General features: G+C 72.2%; 13 protein-coding genes. 12 read left to right on the top strand and 1 reads right to left on the bottom strand.

Features of this window, described 5'->3' with window-relative positions:
- Positions 1-578 (top strand): LLM class flavin-dependent oxidoreductase (locus tag BZZ08_RS31550; protein WP_133169238.1); only part of this gene is annotated, 578 nt, incomplete at its 5' end.
- A gap of 203 nt (positions 579-781) precedes the next feature.
- On the opposite strand, the gene BZZ08_RS31545 is transcribed toward BZZ08_RS31550, so the two are convergent.
- The gene (locus tag BZZ08_RS31545; protein WP_198601804.1) at positions 782-2,584 is read right to left on the bottom strand and encodes a glycoside hydrolase family 15 protein; all 1,803 of its coding nucleotides are present in this window, start codon (positions 2,582-2,584) and stop codon (positions 782-784) included.
- 585 nt (positions 2,585-3,169) lie between these two features.
- On the opposite strand from BZZ08_RS31545, the gene BZZ08_RS31540 reads away from it, so the two are divergent.
- From BZZ08_RS31540 to BZZ08_RS31490, 11 genes are all read left to right on the top strand, one after another.
- The gene (locus BZZ08_RS31540) at positions 3,170-4,819 is read left to right on the top strand and encodes a CTP synthase (RefSeq protein ID WP_104635626.1); all 1,650 of its coding nucleotides are present in this window, start codon (positions 3,170-3,172) and stop codon (positions 4,817-4,819) included.
- 86 nt (positions 4,820-4,905) lie between these two features.
- Positions 4,906-5,541 (top strand): NUDIX domain-containing protein, encoded by a 636-nt coding sequence (locus tag BZZ08_RS31535; protein WP_104635625.1) that lies wholly within the window; start codon positions 4,906-4,908, stop codon positions 5,539-5,541.
- Positions 5,542-5,705: 164 nt separating this feature from the next.
- Positions 5,706-7,733 (top strand): tetratricopeptide repeat protein, encoded by a 2,028-nt coding sequence (locus BZZ08_RS31530; protein WP_198601803.1) that lies wholly within the window; start codon positions 5,706-5,708, stop codon positions 7,731-7,733.
- 142 nt (positions 7,734-7,875) lie between these two features.
- Positions 7,876-8,991: an alanine dehydrogenase gene (gene ald, locus BZZ08_RS31525; RefSeq protein WP_104635628.1), complete on the top strand. Its 1,116-nt coding sequence runs from the start codon at positions 7,876-7,878 to the stop codon at positions 8,989-8,991.
- 387 nt (positions 8,992-9,378) lie between these two features.
- Positions 9,379-10,509 (top strand): ParA family protein, encoded by a 1,131-nt coding sequence (locus BZZ08_RS31520; protein WP_174256221.1) that lies wholly within the window; start codon positions 9,379-9,381, stop codon positions 10,507-10,509.
- Entirely contained in the window at positions 10,494-11,072 is a 579-nt protein-coding gene (locus BZZ08_RS31515; RefSeq protein ID WP_241965614.1) for a hypothetical protein, read from the top strand. The genes BZZ08_RS31520 and BZZ08_RS31515 overlap by 16 nt, the downstream gene beginning before the upstream one ends.
- 18 nt (positions 11,073-11,090) lie before the next feature.
- The gene (locus BZZ08_RS39075) at positions 11,091-12,407 is read left to right on the top strand and encodes a segregation and condensation protein A (protein ID WP_198601802.1); all 1,317 of its coding nucleotides are present in this window, start codon (positions 11,091-11,093) and stop codon (positions 12,405-12,407) included.
- Positions 12,408-12,505: 98 nt separating this feature from the next.
- On the top strand, positions 12,506-13,075 hold the full coding sequence (gene scpB / locus BZZ08_RS31505; RefSeq protein WP_238696843.1) for an SMC-Scp complex subunit ScpB: 570 nt from the start codon (positions 12,506-12,508) through the stop codon (positions 13,073-13,075).
- Complete coding sequence (locus BZZ08_RS31500) at positions 13,075-14,190, top strand: pseudouridine synthase (RefSeq protein WP_104635620.1); 1,116 nt, start codon at positions 13,075-13,077, stop codon at positions 14,188-14,190. The genes scpB and BZZ08_RS31500 overlap by 1 nt, the downstream gene beginning before the upstream one ends.
- Positions 14,191-14,259: 69 nt before the next feature.
- Complete coding sequence (locus BZZ08_RS31495; RefSeq protein ID WP_104635619.1) at positions 14,260-14,979, top strand: NUDIX hydrolase; 720 nt, start codon at positions 14,260-14,262, stop codon at positions 14,977-14,979.
- Entirely contained in the window at positions 14,976-15,995 is a 1,020-nt protein-coding gene (locus tag BZZ08_RS31490) for an ADP-ribosylglycohydrolase family protein (protein WP_104635618.1), read from the top strand. The genes BZZ08_RS31495 and BZZ08_RS31490 overlap by 4 nt, the downstream gene beginning before the upstream one ends.
- The last annotated feature ends 1 nt before the right edge of the window (position 15,996 follow it).

The following is a 15,996-nucleotide window of genomic DNA, read 5'->3' as shown; positions in this document are numbered from 1 at the left end:
AGCTGCTCCACGGCGTGCCGGGCGAGCCCGTCGTGCCCGGCAGCGCCTTCCGGCGCCGCCACCGGCCGCCGGGCGGTCCGCTCACCGTGGCGGCCTTCGGCGACCGGGCGATCTCGGTCGCCGCCCGGTACGCCGACCGCATGCTCCTCGACGTGGTCTCGCCCGCGCAGGTCCGCGCCCTGCGCGCCAAGCTGCTCGCGGCCTGCGGCGAGGCCGGACGGACCCCGCCGACGCTGGCCGCCTGGGTCCCCGCCGCCGTCGACCCCGACCCCGCCTCCCTCACCCAGGTCATGCGCAGCGTCGTGGGCTATCTCACGGTGCCCGGCTACCGCGAGATGTTCGAGGAGGCCGGCTTCGGCGAGGCGGTCGCGCTGGCCCGATCGGGAGCCGACGCCGACACCCTGCTGCGGGCGCTGCCTGAAGAGGCGGCGGCCACCGTGGGCCTGATCGGCGGCCTCGACACCGTACGGGCCCGGATGGACGCCTACGAGGACGCCGGTCTGGACGAGATCGCCCTGGTACCGGCGACGTCCGGCGACCCGGGCGGAGAACGCACACTGACAGCACTGGCACCCTGAGCCCGCCCGGCCACGAGGAGCCCGACAGCGGCTGGACGGCCCACAGGGGGGCGCCGGGCCAAGCGGGCCGACAGGGGTGACGGCACACCGGGGGTCGGCAGGTGGGGTGGTGGAGCCGCTGGTGCCGGGGACGGGGACGGGGGCGGGCCGTTGTGAGCCGGTCCGCCCCCTCCGTGGCCGTTCAGGCGCCCCGCGCCCCGTGGTCAGCCGCCGTAGGCCCCGCTCGCCGTCAGCCTGAGGGCCGTGTCGATCAGGGGGACGTGGCTGAAGGCCTGGGGGAAGTTGCCGACCTGGCGCTGCAGGCGGGGGTCCCACTCCTCGGCCAGGAGGCCCAGGTCGTTGCGCAGGGAGAGGAGCTTCTCGAACAGCTTGCGCGCCTCGTCGACCCGGCCGATCATCGCCAGGTCGTCGGCCATCCAGAACGAACACGCGAGGAAGGCCCCCTCGTCGCCCGGCAGACCGTCGACGCCCTCGTCCTTGCCGTCCGTCGGGTAGCGCAGGATGAAGCCGTCCGAGGTGGACAGCTCGCGCTGGATGGCCTCGATGGTGCCGATGACCCGCTTGTCGTCCGGCGGCAGGAAGCCCATCTGCGGGATCAGCAGCAGTGAGGCGTCCAGCTCCTGGGAGCCGTAGGACTGCGTGAAGGTGTTGCGTTCCTTGTCGTAGCCCTTCTCGCACACGTCCCGGTGGATGTCGTCGCGCAGCTGCTTCCAGCGCTCCAGCGGGCCGTCGGCGTCGCCGGACTCGATCAGCTTGATGGTGCGGTCGACGGCGACCCAGGCCATCACCTTGGAGTGCACGAAGTGGCGGCGCGGGCCGCGCACCTCCCAGATGCCCTCGTCCGGCTCGTGCCAGTGGGACTCCAGGTACCGGATCAGCTTGAGCTGGAGCACCGAGGCGTAGTCGTTGCGGGCCAGGCCCGTCATGTGGCCCAGGTGCAGGGCCTCGGTCACCTCGCCGTAGACGTCCAGCTGGAGCTGGTGGGCCGCGCCGTTGCCGACCCGGACCGGCGTCGAGTTCTCGTAGCCCGGCAGCCAGTCCAGCTCCGCCTCGCCCAGTTCCCGCTCACCGGCGATGCCGTACATGATCTGCAGGTTCTCGGGATCGCCGGCGACCGCGCGCAGCAGCCACTCGCGCCAGGCGCGGGCCTCCTCGCGGTAACCGGTGCGCAGCAGTGAGGACAGGGTGATCGCGGCGTCGCGCAGCCAGGTGTAGCGGTAGTCCCAGTTGCGGACGCCGCCGATGTCCTCCGGCAGGGAGGTGGTGGGCGCGGCGACGATGCCGCCGGTGGGGGCGTAGGTCAGGGCCTTCAGCGTGATCAGGGAGCGGACCACGGCCTCCCGGTAGGGACCGTGGTACGTACAGTGCTCGACCCAGTCGCGCCAGAAGTCCTCGGTGGCCACCAGCGACTGCTCGGGCTCCGGCAGCGCCGGCGGCTCCTTGTGCGAGGGCTCCCACGAGATCGTGAACGCGATCCGGTCACCCGGCGCCACCGTGAAGTCCGCGTACGTGGTCAGCGCCTTGCCGTAGGTCTCCGCCTCCGTGTCGAACCACACGGAGTCCGGTCCCGCGACGGCCACCGTGCGGCCCTCGTGCTTGTGGACCCAGGGGACCACCCGGCCGTAGCTGAACCGCATCCGCAGCTCCGAGCGCATCGGCACCCGGCCGGAGACGCCCTCCACGATCCGGATCAGCTGCGGCGCGCCGTCGCGCGGCGGCATGAAATCGGTCACCCGGACGGTGCCGCGCGGGGTGTCCCACTCGGACTCCAGGATCAGCGAGTCGCCGCGGTAGGTCCGCCTAGCCGACGTGGGCGGTTCCGCGCCGGGGGCATAGGCGGGCCCGAGCCGCCAGAAGCCGTGTTCCCCGGTGCCCAGCAGGCCGGCGAAGATGGCATGCGAGTCGAAGCGGGGCAGGCACAGCCAGTCGACTGTGCCGTCCCGGCAGACCAGGGCAGCGGTCTGCATGTCTCCGATGAGTGCGTAGTCTTCGATGCGCCCGGCCACGTGCAACTCCAGTCGAACGGCCACGTCACCCCGCATGGGGGCGGTCGCTAGTGCGGTCAGCGGTCAAGGGTGGGGTCAGGGGGGTGTGTCAGGGAATGTGTGTCGAGGATGTCTGTCCTGTGTGCCATGCCTCGTTGAGCGATGAAGCAAAGCAGCCGTTCGGCCGTGCAGCCAAACGTGGTGCCCCGAACGACAATTGTTGCTCAACGAACTGACGAGCTCTCGTTGTTCCGGCGCTGACGGGCGAGGGGTGGTGCCGTGTCGCCGGGCGGGCTCGGCAGCGAACGTCCGAGCAGGATACGACGCACGTAGATGATCTGTGTGCCGCTCCGGGCAACCCGGGTCCGCCGAACGGGTGACCACCGCGTGAGGAAACGGTGACCGTCCCACCTGCGTGTCCGTGCGTGCGCGGAGGGTGGCCGGAAGCCATCGCCCCGAGGCGCTGATACGCTGGTAGCCCGTGGACCGGTGGGAGAAAAACCCCGGAACCGCAGCGACGGCGCCGCCGACGACACCCGGGACGACCGGGGCGGAGGACGAACGCACCGCACCCCAGACCGCGACCACGGGAGCCCCCTCTTGGCCATGCCGCCCAAATCCTCGACGACCAAGCACATCTTCGTCACCGGGGGTGTCGCCTCCTCGCTCGGCAAGGGGCTCACCGCCTCCAGCCTCGGCATGTTGCTCAAGGCCCGGGGTCTGCGCGTCGTGATGCAGAAGCTCGACCCGTATCTGAACGTCGACCCCGGCACGATGAACCCCTTCCAGCACGGTGAGGTGTTCGTCACCAACGACGGCGCCGAGACCGACCTGGACATCGGCCACTACGAGCGCTTCCTCGACCGCGACCTCGACGGCTCGGCCAACGTCACCACCGGCCAGGTGTACTCCACGGTGATCGCCAAGGAGCGGCGCGGCGAGTACCTGGGCGACACCGTCCAGGTCATCCCGCACATCACCAACGAGATCAAGCACCGCATCCGCCGCATGGCGACGGACGACGTCGACGTCGTGATCACCGAGGTCGGCGGCACGGTCGGCGACATCGAGTCGCTGCCGTTCCTGGAGACCGTCCGCCAGGTCCGGCACGAGGTCGGCCGCGACAACGTCTTCGTCGTCCACATCTCGCTCCTGCCCTACATCGGCCCTTCGGGCGAGCTGAAGACCAAACCCACCCAGCACAGCGTCGCCGCCCTGCGCAACATCGGCATCCAGCCGGACGCGATCGTCCTGCGCTGCGACCGCGAGGTCCCGACCGCGATCAAGCGCAAGATCTCGCTGATGTGCGACGTCGACGAGGCGGCCGTGGTGGCCTGCCCCGACGCCCGCTCCATCTACGACATCCCCAAGGTCGTCCACACCGAGGGCCTGGACGCCTACGTCGTCCGCAAGATGGACCTGCCGTTCCGCGACGTGGACTGGACGACCTGGGACGACCTGCTCGACCGCGTCCACAAGCCCGAGCACGAGATCGTCATGGCCCTGGTCGGCAAGTACATCGACCTGCCCGACGCCTACCTCTCGGTCACCGAGGCACTGCGCGCGGGCGGCTTCGCCAACAAGGCCCGCGTGAAGATCAAGTGGGTCACGTCCGACGACTGCAAGACCCCGGCCGGTGCCAAGGCGCAGCTCGGCGACGTCGACGCGATCTGCATCCCCGGCGGCTTCGGCGAGCGCGGCGTGACCGGCAAGGTCGGCGCGATCAAGTACGCCCGCGAGAACCGGATCCCGCTGCTCGGCCTCTGCCTCGGCCTGCAGTGCATCGTGGTCGAGGCCGCGCGCAACCTGGCCGGCATCGCGGACGCCAACTCCACCGAGTTCGACCCCGCCACCGCCCACCCGGTCGTCTCCACCATGGCCGAGCAGCTGGACATCGTGGCCGGCGAGGGCGACATGGGCGGCACCATGCGGCTCGGCATGTACCCGGCGAAGCTGGCCGAGGGCTCCATCGTGCGCGAGGTCTACGACGGCAAGGAGTACGTCGAGGAGCGGCACCGCCACCGCTACGAGGTGAACAACGCCTACCGCGCGGAGCTGGAGAAGAAGGCCGGCATCCTCTTCTCGGGCACCTCCCCGGACGGCAAGCTCGTCGAGTACGTCGAGTACCCGCGCGACGTCCACCCCTACCTGGTCGCCACGCAGGCCCACCCGGAGCTGCGCTCGCGCCCGACCCGCCCGCACCCGCTCTTCGCCGGGCTGGTCAAGGCCGCGGTCGAGCGGAAGACGTCGAAGTAACACACCAGTTGTACGGTGGCCGGGGCGCGTGCATTCAACTGCGCGGGCCCCGGCTTTCGCGTACGTCTGGAAGGGCAGGTCAGGCAATGACGGGCAGCACGATCAAGGACACTCCCGAGGAGTGGGAGATCCGGGGCAGCCAGACCCCCTTCCGGGGCAAGAAGACCTCGGTCCGCACGGACGACGTGGTGATGCCCGACGGCTCCGTGGTGACCCGCGACTACCAGGTCCACCCCGGCTCGGTCGCCGTCCTCGCCCTGGACGACGAGGGCCGGGTGCTGGTCATCCGGCAGTACCGGCACCCCGTGCGCGAGAAGCTGTGGGAGATCCCGGCCGGGCTGCTCGACGTCCCCGGCGAGAACCCGCTGCACGCCGCCCAGCGCGAGCTGTACGAGGAGGCGCACGTCAAGGCCGAGGACTGGCGGGTGCTGACCGACGTCTACACCACCCCCGGCGGCTGTGACGAGGCCGTACGGATCTTCCTCGCCCGGGACCTGTCCGAGGCCGCCGGCGAGCGCTTCGAGGTCGAGGACGAAGAGGCCGACATGGAGCTGGAGCGGGTGCCCGTCGCCGACCTGGTCCGGGGGGTGCTCGCGGGAGAGCTGCACAACAACTGCCTGGTCGTGGGCGTGCTCTCGCTGGTCGCCGCCGAGCAGGGCGACGGACTCGACGCCCTGCGTCCGGCCCAGGCTCCGTGGCCGGCGCGCCCGTTCGAGGCCTGAGGGCGCCCTGGGAGCCCCCACCGGTGTGACCATCGGCTGATCCGATCGGGGGATGTGCCCGCCGCGCTCCACCGGGAACGTCGCAGAGCGTGAACTAGGCTCTCAAACGCCCGAACCGGGCTTCCGGCGGGCACCGGCGTGCGGTGGGATCGGGAGTGTGGCCCGTGACGGATCAGGCGGTGGACACGGACGGCGTACGACTGTCTCAGGACCCTGCTGCGGACAGCGGATTCCTGGGCCGCACCCGGGAGCTGAAGGAGCTGCGCGCCGACATCGAGCGCGCCGGCCTCGACACCCTCTCCGGCCGCAAGGCCCCCCGCGCGCGCGTGCTGCTGATCGCGGGCCGCCCCGGCTCGGGGCGCACCGCGCTCGCGGAGGAACTGGCCGCGCGGGTCGCGGACGACTACCCGGACGGCGTGCTGCGGGCCCGGCTGAGCGAGCCGGACGGCACCCGCGTCCCCGTCGAACGCGTCGCCCGGGACCTGCTCACCGAGCTGGACCGCACCGCGCCGCCCGGGGCCGAGGAGGACGACCTCACCGAGGCCCTGCGCACCGCGCTCGCCGACCGCAGGGCCCTGCTCCTGCTCGACGCGGTCGCCGACGCCGAGCAGGTCGACGCCCTGCTGCCGGACACCCCGGACTGCCTGGCCGTCGCCGTGGCCGAGGGCCCGCTGACCGGCATCGCGGACGTCCGCCCGTGCACGCTGGGCGGCCTGGACACCAAGTCGGCCGTGGAACTGCTGTCCCGCCACACCGGATCGGTCCGCATCACCGTCGACCCCCGGGCCGCCGAACAGCTGGTCGAGCTGTGCCAGGCCCAGCCCGCCGCGCTGACCCTGGCCGGCGGCTGGCTCGCGGCCCGGCCCCAGGCGGCCGTCGCCGACCTGGCCAAGCACGTGCACGCGGAGAGCGACGAGGGGAGCGCGCTCGGCCGTGTCTTCCGCCTCGTCTACGCGTCGCTGCCCAGCACCGCCGCCCGCATGCTGCGGCTGCTCTCCCTCGCTCCGGCGGGCCTGGTCGACCCGCACACCGCCTCCGCGCTCGCCGGCTGCTCGGTGAGCGGCGCCCGCACCACCCTCGACGACTTCGTCGGCCTCGGCCTGCTGCGCGCCGTCGACTCGCCACTGCCCGAGTACGAGGTCCCCGGGTGCCTGCACGGCCGGCTGAGCGCCCTCGCCCGCAAGCACGACCGGCCCGCCGAGCTGCAACTGGCCCGCGCCCGCATGCTGGAGCGGACCGTGCGGCTGCTCCAGTCCTGCCGGGCGGTCACCGAGACCGACAGCCCGCAGGCCCGTGAGAAACTCCTCGCCACGCCGCGCGACCTGCGCTTCCCGCACCCGAGGGCCGCCGCCGACTGGCTGCGCGCCCGGCGCCCGGCCCTGCTGGCCGCGGCCCGCCTCGCGGTCGCCGACGGCGAGCTGGACACCCTCGCCCGCAGACTGATGTCCCAGCTGGTGCGGGCCATGGTCGCCCACTTCGGCACCCGGGCCGCCGCCCCCGACCTGTACGGCGTCCACCGCCTCGTCCTCGACGTGGCCGAGCGCCGCGAACTGCCCCGGGAGAAGGCCGCGGCACTGCTGAACCTGGCCGACCTGGACGCCCGCACCGGCCGCACCGCCGAGGCCCTGGTGCGCTACCGGGCCGCGCTGGACGCCGGACGCGAGGCGAACGACCCGTACGCGACCGGCCGCGCGATGGAATCCGTGGGCGGCGCCCACCTGGAGCTCGGGGACTACGACCGCGCCGCCGACTGGTTCGGCCGGGCCCTCGCCCAGCGCCTCGCCCGGGACGAGCGCGCCGACGCCGCCCGGATCTACGGCCGCCTCGCCACCGCCCACACCTACGCCGGACGCTACGGCGAGGCGGTGCGGTCCTGGCGCGCCGCGGTGGCCGGGTACCGCAAGGCGGGGGACGTGGCCGCGCACGCGCGGGCACTGTCCGAGCTGGCCCGGGTCCAGGAGTACGCCGGGCGCCCCGAGGAGTCGCTGCGCACCTGCCAGGAGGCCGTCGACTGGGCCCGCCGGGCCGAGGACGTACGGCTCCAGGCCGCGCTGCACCTGCGGCTGGCCGACACGCTGGACCGGCTCGGCGACCCTACCGCCGCGGGCCTGGAGCGGGGCGCGGCCGAACGGATGTTGAGGGAAGATCCCGCAGACGCCTGCGAAATCCGCAGCACATCGTCTGAAGATTAATGCTTTGAAAGGCTGGACAGAGAGAACACCTTCATTAGACTGGCTCTGCCGCACATTCTCCTGCGGTCTCTCCCGGTGTGCCCGCGCTTGAGCGGGTATGCCTTGTAATAGCCCATCCTCTGAGCCAAGGACCGTGATCCACGTGAAGGTCGGCATCCCCCGCGAGGTCAAGAACAACGAGTTCCGGGTGGCCATCACCCCCGCCGGCGTGCACGAGCTGGTGCGCCACGGTCACCAGGTCGTCATCGAGCACAACGCCGGCGTCGGCTCCTCGATCCCCGACGAGGAGTACGTCGCGGCCGGTGCGCGGATACTCGACACCGCCGACGAGGTGTGGGCCACCGCGGACCTGCTCCTGAAGGTCAAGGAGCCGATCGCGGAGGAGTACCACCGCCTGCGCAAGGACCAGACGCTCTTCACCTACCTGCACCTGGCCGCCTCCAAGGAGTGCACGGACGCGCTGATCGAGTCCGGCACCACCGCCATCGCCTACGAGACGGTCGAGCTGCCCAGCCGCGCGCTGCCGCTGCTGGCCCCCATGTCCGAGGTCGCGGGCCGGATCGCCCCGCAGGTCGGCGCCTACCACCTGATGGCCCCCAACGGCGGGCGCGGCGTGCTGCCCGGCGGCGTGCCGGGCGTGACCCCCGCCAAGGCCGTCGTCATCGGCGGTGGCGTCTCCGGCTGGAACGCCACCCAGATCGCCGTCGGCATGGGCTTCGACGTGACCCTGCTCGACCGCGACATCAACAAGCTGCGCGAGGCCGACAAGATCTTCGGCACCAGGGTCAAGGCCGTCATGTCCAACTCCTTCGAGCTGGAGAAGGCCGTCGTCGACGCCGACCTGGTCATCGGTGCGGTGCTCATCCCGGGCGCCAAGGCCCCGAAGCTGGTCACCAACGAGCTGGTCTCCCGCATGAAGCCGGGCAGTGTCCTTGTCGACATCGCGATCGACCAGGGCGGCTGCTTCGAGGACTCGCACCCGACCACGCACGCCGAGCCGACCTTCAGGGTCCACAACTCGGTCTTCTACTGCGTCGCCAACATGCCGGGCGCGGTGCCCAACACCTCCACCAACGCGCTCACCAACGCCACGCTGCCCTACATCGTCGAGCTGGCCGACCGCGGCTGGGCCGACGCGCTGCGCCGCGACCCCGCGCTGGCCAAGGGTCTCAACACCCATGACGGCAAGGTGGTTTACCGCGAGGTCGCCGAGGCGCACGGCCTGGAGTATGTCGACCCGGCGACTCTGCTCGCCTAAGTCATCAAACGGCAAAGGCGATACGTCAACAGTCGCCGTCAACCCCGCACACCCGGCCGGACCTTGCCCGACAAGGTCCGGCCGGGTGTGTGTATGGTCACTTTGCGATTCTCGGTCAACTCGCCTCGAACGTAACGCTTCAACCGATTCGCGCACCGGTGAAACCTGCCGTGCGACGGCCGTACGCCCTTGACAGAGGGATGTTTCATTGCCGACACATCGGGCCGGGTCCGGCGGATTGTGTTGCTGCGGACGGCCGACACGCCATAGAGTCGCCGAACGTCGGCATGGTGCCACGCTGACCTGTCTAGAAGTTCCCTGGTCACCAAGGAGGTAAGACGACTTGTGAATGAGTCGACATTTACTCCCGGGGGTGGTCAACCAGGAATGCCGGCACGGACCCACGGTCCCGGGCGTCTCGAGGCTGTCGGCTCCGTGGCTGTACGCACCTCCGCAGCCGACCACCAGAGTCCGCAGGCAACTCGGACAGCACACATGAGTATGGATGGCCAACACGTGAACGCCATGGCCGGCGACGGAAGTGGCGCGCCACGCAACCACTTCGCCGACTACGACGAACTGCCCGAGGGGCACTTCTACGACCCGGACGCGGAGTACGAGCCGGATCCCGAGTACGCCGCCACGCTCGCGCCCGACGCGGCCCGACAGCGCCGCGAGCGCATCGGCCCGACCGGACGCCCGCTGCCGTACTTCCCGATCCCGGGCCCGCTGACCGAGCACGGCCCCGCCAAGATCATCGCGATGTGCAACCAGAAGGGCGGCGTGGGCAAGACCACGTCGACCATCAACCTGGGTGCCGCGCTCGCCGAGTACGGGCGCCGGGTGCTGCTCGTCGACTTCGACCCGCAGGGCGCGCTGTCGGTCGGACTCGGCGTCAACCCGATGGAGCTCGACCTCACCGTCTACAACCTGCTCATGGAGCGGGGCATGGCGGCCGACGAGGTGCTGCTGAAGACCGCGGTCCCCAACATGGACCTGCTGCCCAGCAACATCGACCTGTCGGCGGCCGAGGTGCAGCTGGTGAGCGAGGTGGCGCGCGAGTCCACGCTGCAGCGGGCGCTCAAGCCGCTGATGGACGACTACGACTACATCGTGATCGACTGCCAGCCCTCGCTGGGCCTGCTCACGGTCAACGCGCTGACCGCGGCGCACAAGGTGATCGTGCCGCTGGAGTGCGAGTTCTTCGCGCTGCGCGGTGTGGCGCTGCTGACCGAGACGATCGAGAAGGTCCAGGAGCGGCTCAACCCCGACCTGGAGCTCGACGGCATCCTCGCCACGATGTACGACTCGCGCACGGTGCACAGCCGTGAGGTGCTCGCGCGGGTCGTCGAGGCGTTCGACGACCACGTCTACCACACGGTCATCGGGCGCACGGTCCGCTTCCCGGAGACCACGGTCGCCGGTGAGCCGATCACCACGTACGCGTCCAACTCCGTCGGTGCCGCCGCCTACCGCCAGCTCGCCAGGGAGGTGCTCGCCCGGTGTCACGCCGAGTGAGTCTGCCGGGGGCCGACGAACTCTTCCGCACGACAGGGGGAATGGCGCTCCAGGCGTCCACCCCGCGGCGACCGGCGGGCGGCGAGGCCCGGGTGCCGGCCCCGGCGGGGGAGAGCGACCAGGCAGCCGCCGAGGACGCACCGCAGTCGGTGCCCGCCCAGGCCGGGGACGGCGAGGGCGCGGAGCACGCGGCGGCGGACGCGGAGCCGGGCTCGGCGGGCGAGGCGCACACACGGGGCACGGAGCGCTCCGGACGCGCCTCCGGGCCGGGAACGGGCGCGCAGGAAGGTTCTGCCGCCCCTGGCGCCGACCGGCCCCGCAAGCGCGGCAGGGCCGCCGCACGGCGCCCCAGCGGGCGTGAGCGCCACGACGAGAAGATCACCGTGTACGTCTCCGCCGAGGAGCTGATGGACCTGGAGCACGCCCGCCTGGTGCTCCGGGGCGAGCACGGCCTGGCCGTGGACCGCGGCCGCATCGTCCGCGAGGCCGTCGCCGTGGTCCTGGCCGACCTGGAGACCCGCGGGGACGCCAGCATCCTCGTACGACGGCTGCGCGGACGGTAGCGGTAGCCTGCGGGGGCCATGACCTCGAACGACGCCCCCCACCCCGGCCGCGGCCCGCGCGCCGCCCGCCGGCGTGCGCTGGGCCGGGGCCCGGAGGCGCCGACGGCTGCGCCGCTCCCCGAGGAGAGGCTCCCCGCCACCGGCCCGTCCCCGGTCGCCGCTCCCGAGGACGTCGAGCGGCACGCCCGGGGCGAGTCCGCTCCCGCAGCCCCGGCCGGGGCGCCGGACGCGGGACCCGGAGACCCGGCGCGGGTCCGGGAGACGACGGATCCGGACGCGGAGGGACGGGACCACCCCGGCCGTTCGGACACCGGGACGCCCGCGACGGACCCGGGTTCGGTGGATCCCGGGACGCGACCGGAGCCGACCGGCGCGCGAGCGGGCGGTCCGCTTCGGAGCGCCCCCGCCGTGGAGCCGCCCCCCGTGCCCGCACAGCGCCCTGGGGACGCCGACCGCGAGGGTTCCGGGCGACCAGGGGGGCCACCGCCTCAGGAACCCCCAAAGGACGTTCCCGACGACGGGGGCGACGGTGTCTTCAAGGTGCGGCTCGCCAACTTCGAGGGGCCGTTCGACCTGCTGCTCCAGCTGATCTCCAAGCACAAGATGGACGTCACCGAGGTCGCGCTGTCGAAGGTGACCGACGAGTTCATGGCGCACATCCGGGCGATGGGGCCGGACTGGGACCTCGACCAGACCACCGAGTTCCTGGTGGTCGCGGCCACGCTGCTGGACCTGAAGGCGGCCCGGCTGCTGCCCGCCGCCGAGGTCGAGGACGAGGCCGACCTGGCGCTGCTGGAGGCCCGCGACCTGCTCTTCGCCCGCCTGCTCCAGTACCGCGCGTACAAGCAGATCGCGGAGATCTTCAACGAGCGGCTGGAGGCCGAGGCCCGCCGCTACCCCCGTACCGTGGGCCTGGAGCCGCACCACGCCGAGCTGCTGCCCGAGGTCGTCATCAGCATCGGCCCCGAGGGCTTCGCCAAGCTCGCGGTGAAGGCGATGCAGCCGAAACCCAAGCCGCAGGTGTACGTCGAACACATCCACGCGCCCCTGGTCAGCGTGCAGGAGCAGGCCGGGATCGTGGTCGCCCGCCTGAAGGAACTGGGCGAGGCCAGCTTCCGCGTGCTGGTCCAGGACACCGAGGACACCCTGACCGTCGTCGCCCGCTTCCTGGCCCTGCTGGAGCTGTACCGGGAGAAGGCCGTCGAGCTGGACCAGGAGACCGCCCTCGGCGACCTGCTGGTGCGCTGGACCGGCGGGGACGGGAAGACGCAGCCCGTGGTGACCGACGAGTTCGACCGGCCGCCCGAGGTCCCGAAGGAGGAGCAGAAGGCGTGAGGGAACAGACCACCGGGGCCGAAGCGGCCACCGGGGCTCCGGACGGGCCGGAGGGCGTGGCCGGACTCGACCTGAAGCCCGCCCTCGAAGCCGTCCTCATGGTCGTCGACGAGCCCGCGACCGAGGAGCAGCTGGCGAAGATACTGCAACGGCCCCGGCGGCGGATCGCGGACGCCCTGCGCGAGCTGGCCGACGAGTACGCCGTCCAGGGCCGGGGCTTCGAGCTGCGCCTGGTCGCGGGCGGCTGGCGCTTCTACAGCCGGCCCGAGTACGCCGCGGCCGTCGAGGGCTTCGTCCTGGACGGCCAGCACGCCCGCCTCACCCAGGCCGCGCTGGAGACCCTCGCCGTGGTCGCCTACCGCCAGCCGGTCAGCCGCAGCCGCGTCTCCGCGGTGCGCGGCGTGAACTGCGACGGCGTGATGCGCACCCTCCTGCAGCGGGGTCTGGTCGAGGAGGCGGGCACGGAACCCGAAACAGGTGCGATCCTGTACGTGACGACGAACTACTTCCTGGAGCGGATGGGCCTGCGCGGCCTGGACGAGCTCCCGGAGCTCGCGCCCTTCCTCCCGGAGGCGGAGGCGATCGAGGCCGAGACGCTGGAAGCGGTCCCGTCGTTCGATCCGGACGCCCCGGATTCCGAGGGCGCACACGACAAGACGGAATTTTGATGCGAAGCAGCAGCGGCAGGAACAGCAGCGGAAACAACGGCGGGAGCCGTGGTGGCAACAGCGGCGGCCGCGGCGGGAGTGGCGGTGGCCGCGGCAACCACCGCGGCGCCGGCAACGACCGCGACGACAAGCAGGGCGGCCGGCCCAAGAAGCCGCGCCCGGAGGAGCGGCGCTACGACGTGGGCCCCGGCGCCACCAAGGACGGGCCGAAGTCGGGCCGCGGGCCCTCGGCCCGGGGCGGTGCCAAGGGCGGCCCCAAGCGGCCCCAGCAGCGCGGCCGCAGCGCCCCGGCCACGTCTCGCGAGTACGAGACGCGGGCCGAGGAGCGCAACCGCGAGCGGTACGCGGGCAAGAAGGACGTCAAGCTGCCCAAGACCTTCCCGGGCGCCGAGCAGGAGGGCGAGCGGCTGCAGAAGGTCCTCGCGCGCGCGGGCTACGGCTCCCGGCGCGCCTGCGAGGAGCTGATCGAGCAGGCCAGGGTCGAGATCAACGGCGAGATCGTGCTGGAGCAGGGCCGCCGCGTCGACCCGGAGAAGGACGAGGTCAAGGTCGACGGCCTGACCGTCGCCACGCAGTCGTACCAGTTCTTCTCGCTCAACAAGCCCGCGGGTGTCGTCTCCACCATGGAGGACCCGGAGGGCCGCCAGTGCCTCGGTGACTACGTCACCAACCGCGAGACCCGCCTCTTCCACGTCGGCCGGCTCGACACCGAGACCGAGGGCGTCATCCTGCTCACCAACCACGGCGAGCTGGCCCACCGCCTGACCCACCCCCGGTACGGCGTGAAGAAGACCTACCTCGCGCACATCGTGGGCCCGATCCCGCGCGACCTCGGCAAGCAGCTCAAGGACGGCATCCAGCTGGAGGACGGGTACGCGCGCGCGGACCACTTCCGGGTCGTCGAGCAGACCGGCAAGAACTACCTGGTCGAGGTCACCCTGCACGAGGGCCGCAAGCACATCGTCCGCCGGATGCTGGCGGAGGCGGGCTACCCCGTCGACAAGCTGGTGCGCACCGCCTTCGGCCCGATCACGCTGGGCGACCAGAAGTCGGGCTGGCTGCGCCGCCTGTCCAACACGGAGGTCGGGATGCTGATGCAGGAGGTCGAGCTCTAGGTCTCCGAGGGTTGTTCCGAACGCCCGCCGTCTTTATAGTCGTAGTGACTATTAAGGGGGCGGGCGTTCGTGCACGACTACGACAAGCACGCGTTCGAGCCCTTCGCCGTCACCGTCGACCTCGCCGTTCTCACGCTCCGCGCGGGCGCCCTGCACGCGCTGCTCGTCGAGCGGGGCCAGGAGCCGTACGCGGGCCGCTGGGCGCTGCCCGGCGGCTTCCTGCTGCCCGAGGAGTCGGCGGAGACGGCGGCCCGGCGCGAGCTGGCCGAGGAGACCGGCCTCGCGGACGTGACCGGGCCGCACCTGGAGCAGCTGCGGACCTACAGCGAACCCGGCCGCGACCCCCGGATGCGGGTCGTGTCCGTGGCCTTCGCCGCGCTGCTGCCGGACCCTCCCGAGCCGCACGGCGGCGGTGACGCGGCCGAGGCCCGCTGGGTGCCGTACGACGAGGCCCGGGGCCTCGCCTTCGACCACGACCGGATCCTGGCCGACGCCCGGGACCGCGTCGGCGCCAAGCTGGAGTACACCTGCCTGGCCACCGCCTTCTGCCCGGCCGAGTTCACCCTGGGCGAGCTGCGGCAGGTCTACGAGACGGTGTGGGGCACGGCCCTGGACCGGCCGAACTTCCGCCGCAAGGTCCTCGCCACCCCCGGTTTCGTCGAGCCCGTCCCGGGCGCCGCCCGCCTGACCGGAGGCCGCGGCAAGCCCGCCGCCGTGTACCGGGCGGGCCCGGCCACCACCCTGCACCCGCCCCTGCTCCGCACCCCTCGGGAAGGACGCCCCGCATGACCACGACCGGCACCAAGCGCGCCGCCACCGGAGCGCTCACCGGCCTCGCCCTCGGCGACGCCCTGGGCTTCCCCACCGAGTTCAACGACGTGCCGTCGATCCTCGCCAAGTGCGGCCCCTGGCGCGAGATGGCGCTGCCCCGGCCCGCGATCGTCACCGACGACACCCAGATGACCCTGGCGCTGGGCAAGGGGCTGCGAACCGCCACGGACCGGGGAGTGCTGGCTCCGGAGGGGATGGCCGAGCCGGTACGGCAGGAGTTCGTCGCCTGGAACCGTTCACCGGACAACAACCGGGCCCCGGGCAACACCTGCCTCAGGGCCTGCGACCTCCTTGAACGGGAGGACCGCCCCTGGCAGGACGCCAGCCAGATCCACTCCAAGGGCTGCGGCGCCAACATGCGCGTCGCGCCGGTCGGGCTCGTCCCCGGCCTGAGCGACGAACAGCGCGCGGGCGCCGCCCAGTTGCAGTCCGCGCTCACCCACGGCCACCCCACCGCGCTCGCCGCCTCCGACCTCACCGCGCACGCCGTACGGCTGCTCGCCGAGGGAGCCGAGCCGACCGGGCTGGTCGGGCGGCTGCGGTCGTACGCCTACGACAACCGCGCCCGCTACCACGAGCGCTGGCTCGGCGACCTGTGGACCCGCTCCCAGGACCCGACGCCCGAGCACTTCATCGCGCGCGGCTGGGACGAGTGCCTGGCGACACTCGACCGGCTCCAGGAGGCGGTGCGCACCGTCTCGCCCGAGACCGACCCCTGCCTGGCCGTCGGTGAGGGCTGGATCGCCGAGGAGGCCATGGCGGCCGGACTGCTCTGCTTCCTGCTCTTCGTCGACGAGCCGCTCACCGCCCTGCGCCGCGGCGCCTGCACCTCCGGCGACTCCGACTCCATCGCCTGCCTCGCGGGCGCCTTCGCGGGCGCGCACCTGGGGGCCGACGCCTGGCCCGCCGACTGGGCGGACCGCATCGAGTACCGGGGCGACCTGCTGGCCCTCGGAGCGCTCTGGGACGCTTGAG

This window comes from Streptomyces sp. MH60 (assembly GCF_002939385.1).
Taxonomy (GTDB): domain Bacteria; phylum Actinomycetota; class Actinomycetes; order Streptomycetales; family Streptomycetaceae; genus Streptomyces.
Note: the sequence above shows the minus strand (reverse complement) of the source record. Positions and strands in the feature narration are given on the sequence as shown.

Bases quoted from the DNA above. Each gene is read 5' to 3' on its own strand.
- BZZ08_RS31540 (WP_104635626.1), top strand. From the start codon at position 3,170: ATGCCGCCCAAATCCTCGACGACCAAGCACATCTTCGTCACCGGGGGT.
- BZZ08_RS31535 (WP_104635625.1), top strand. From the start codon at position 4,906: ATGACGGGCAGCACGATCAAGGACACTCCCGAGGAGTGGGAGATCCGG.
- scpB (WP_238696843.1), top strand. From the start codon at position 12,506: ATGGTCGTCGACGAGCCCGCGACCGAGGAGCAGCTGGCGAAGATACTG.
- BZZ08_RS31500 (WP_104635620.1), top strand. From the start codon at position 13,075: ATGCGAAGCAGCAGCGGCAGGAACAGCAGCGGAAACAACGGCGGGAGC.
- BZZ08_RS31490 (WP_104635618.1), top strand. From the start codon at position 14,976: ATGACCACGACCGGCACCAAGCGCGCCGCCACCGGAGCGCTCACCGGC.
- BZZ08_RS31520 (WP_174256221.1), top strand. From the start codon at position 9,379: ATGCCGGCACGGACCCACGGTCCCGGGCGTCTCGAGGCTGTCGGCTCC.
- BZZ08_RS39075 (WP_198601802.1), top strand. From the start codon at position 11,091: ATGACCTCGAACGACGCCCCCCACCCCGGCCGCGGCCCGCGCGCCGCC.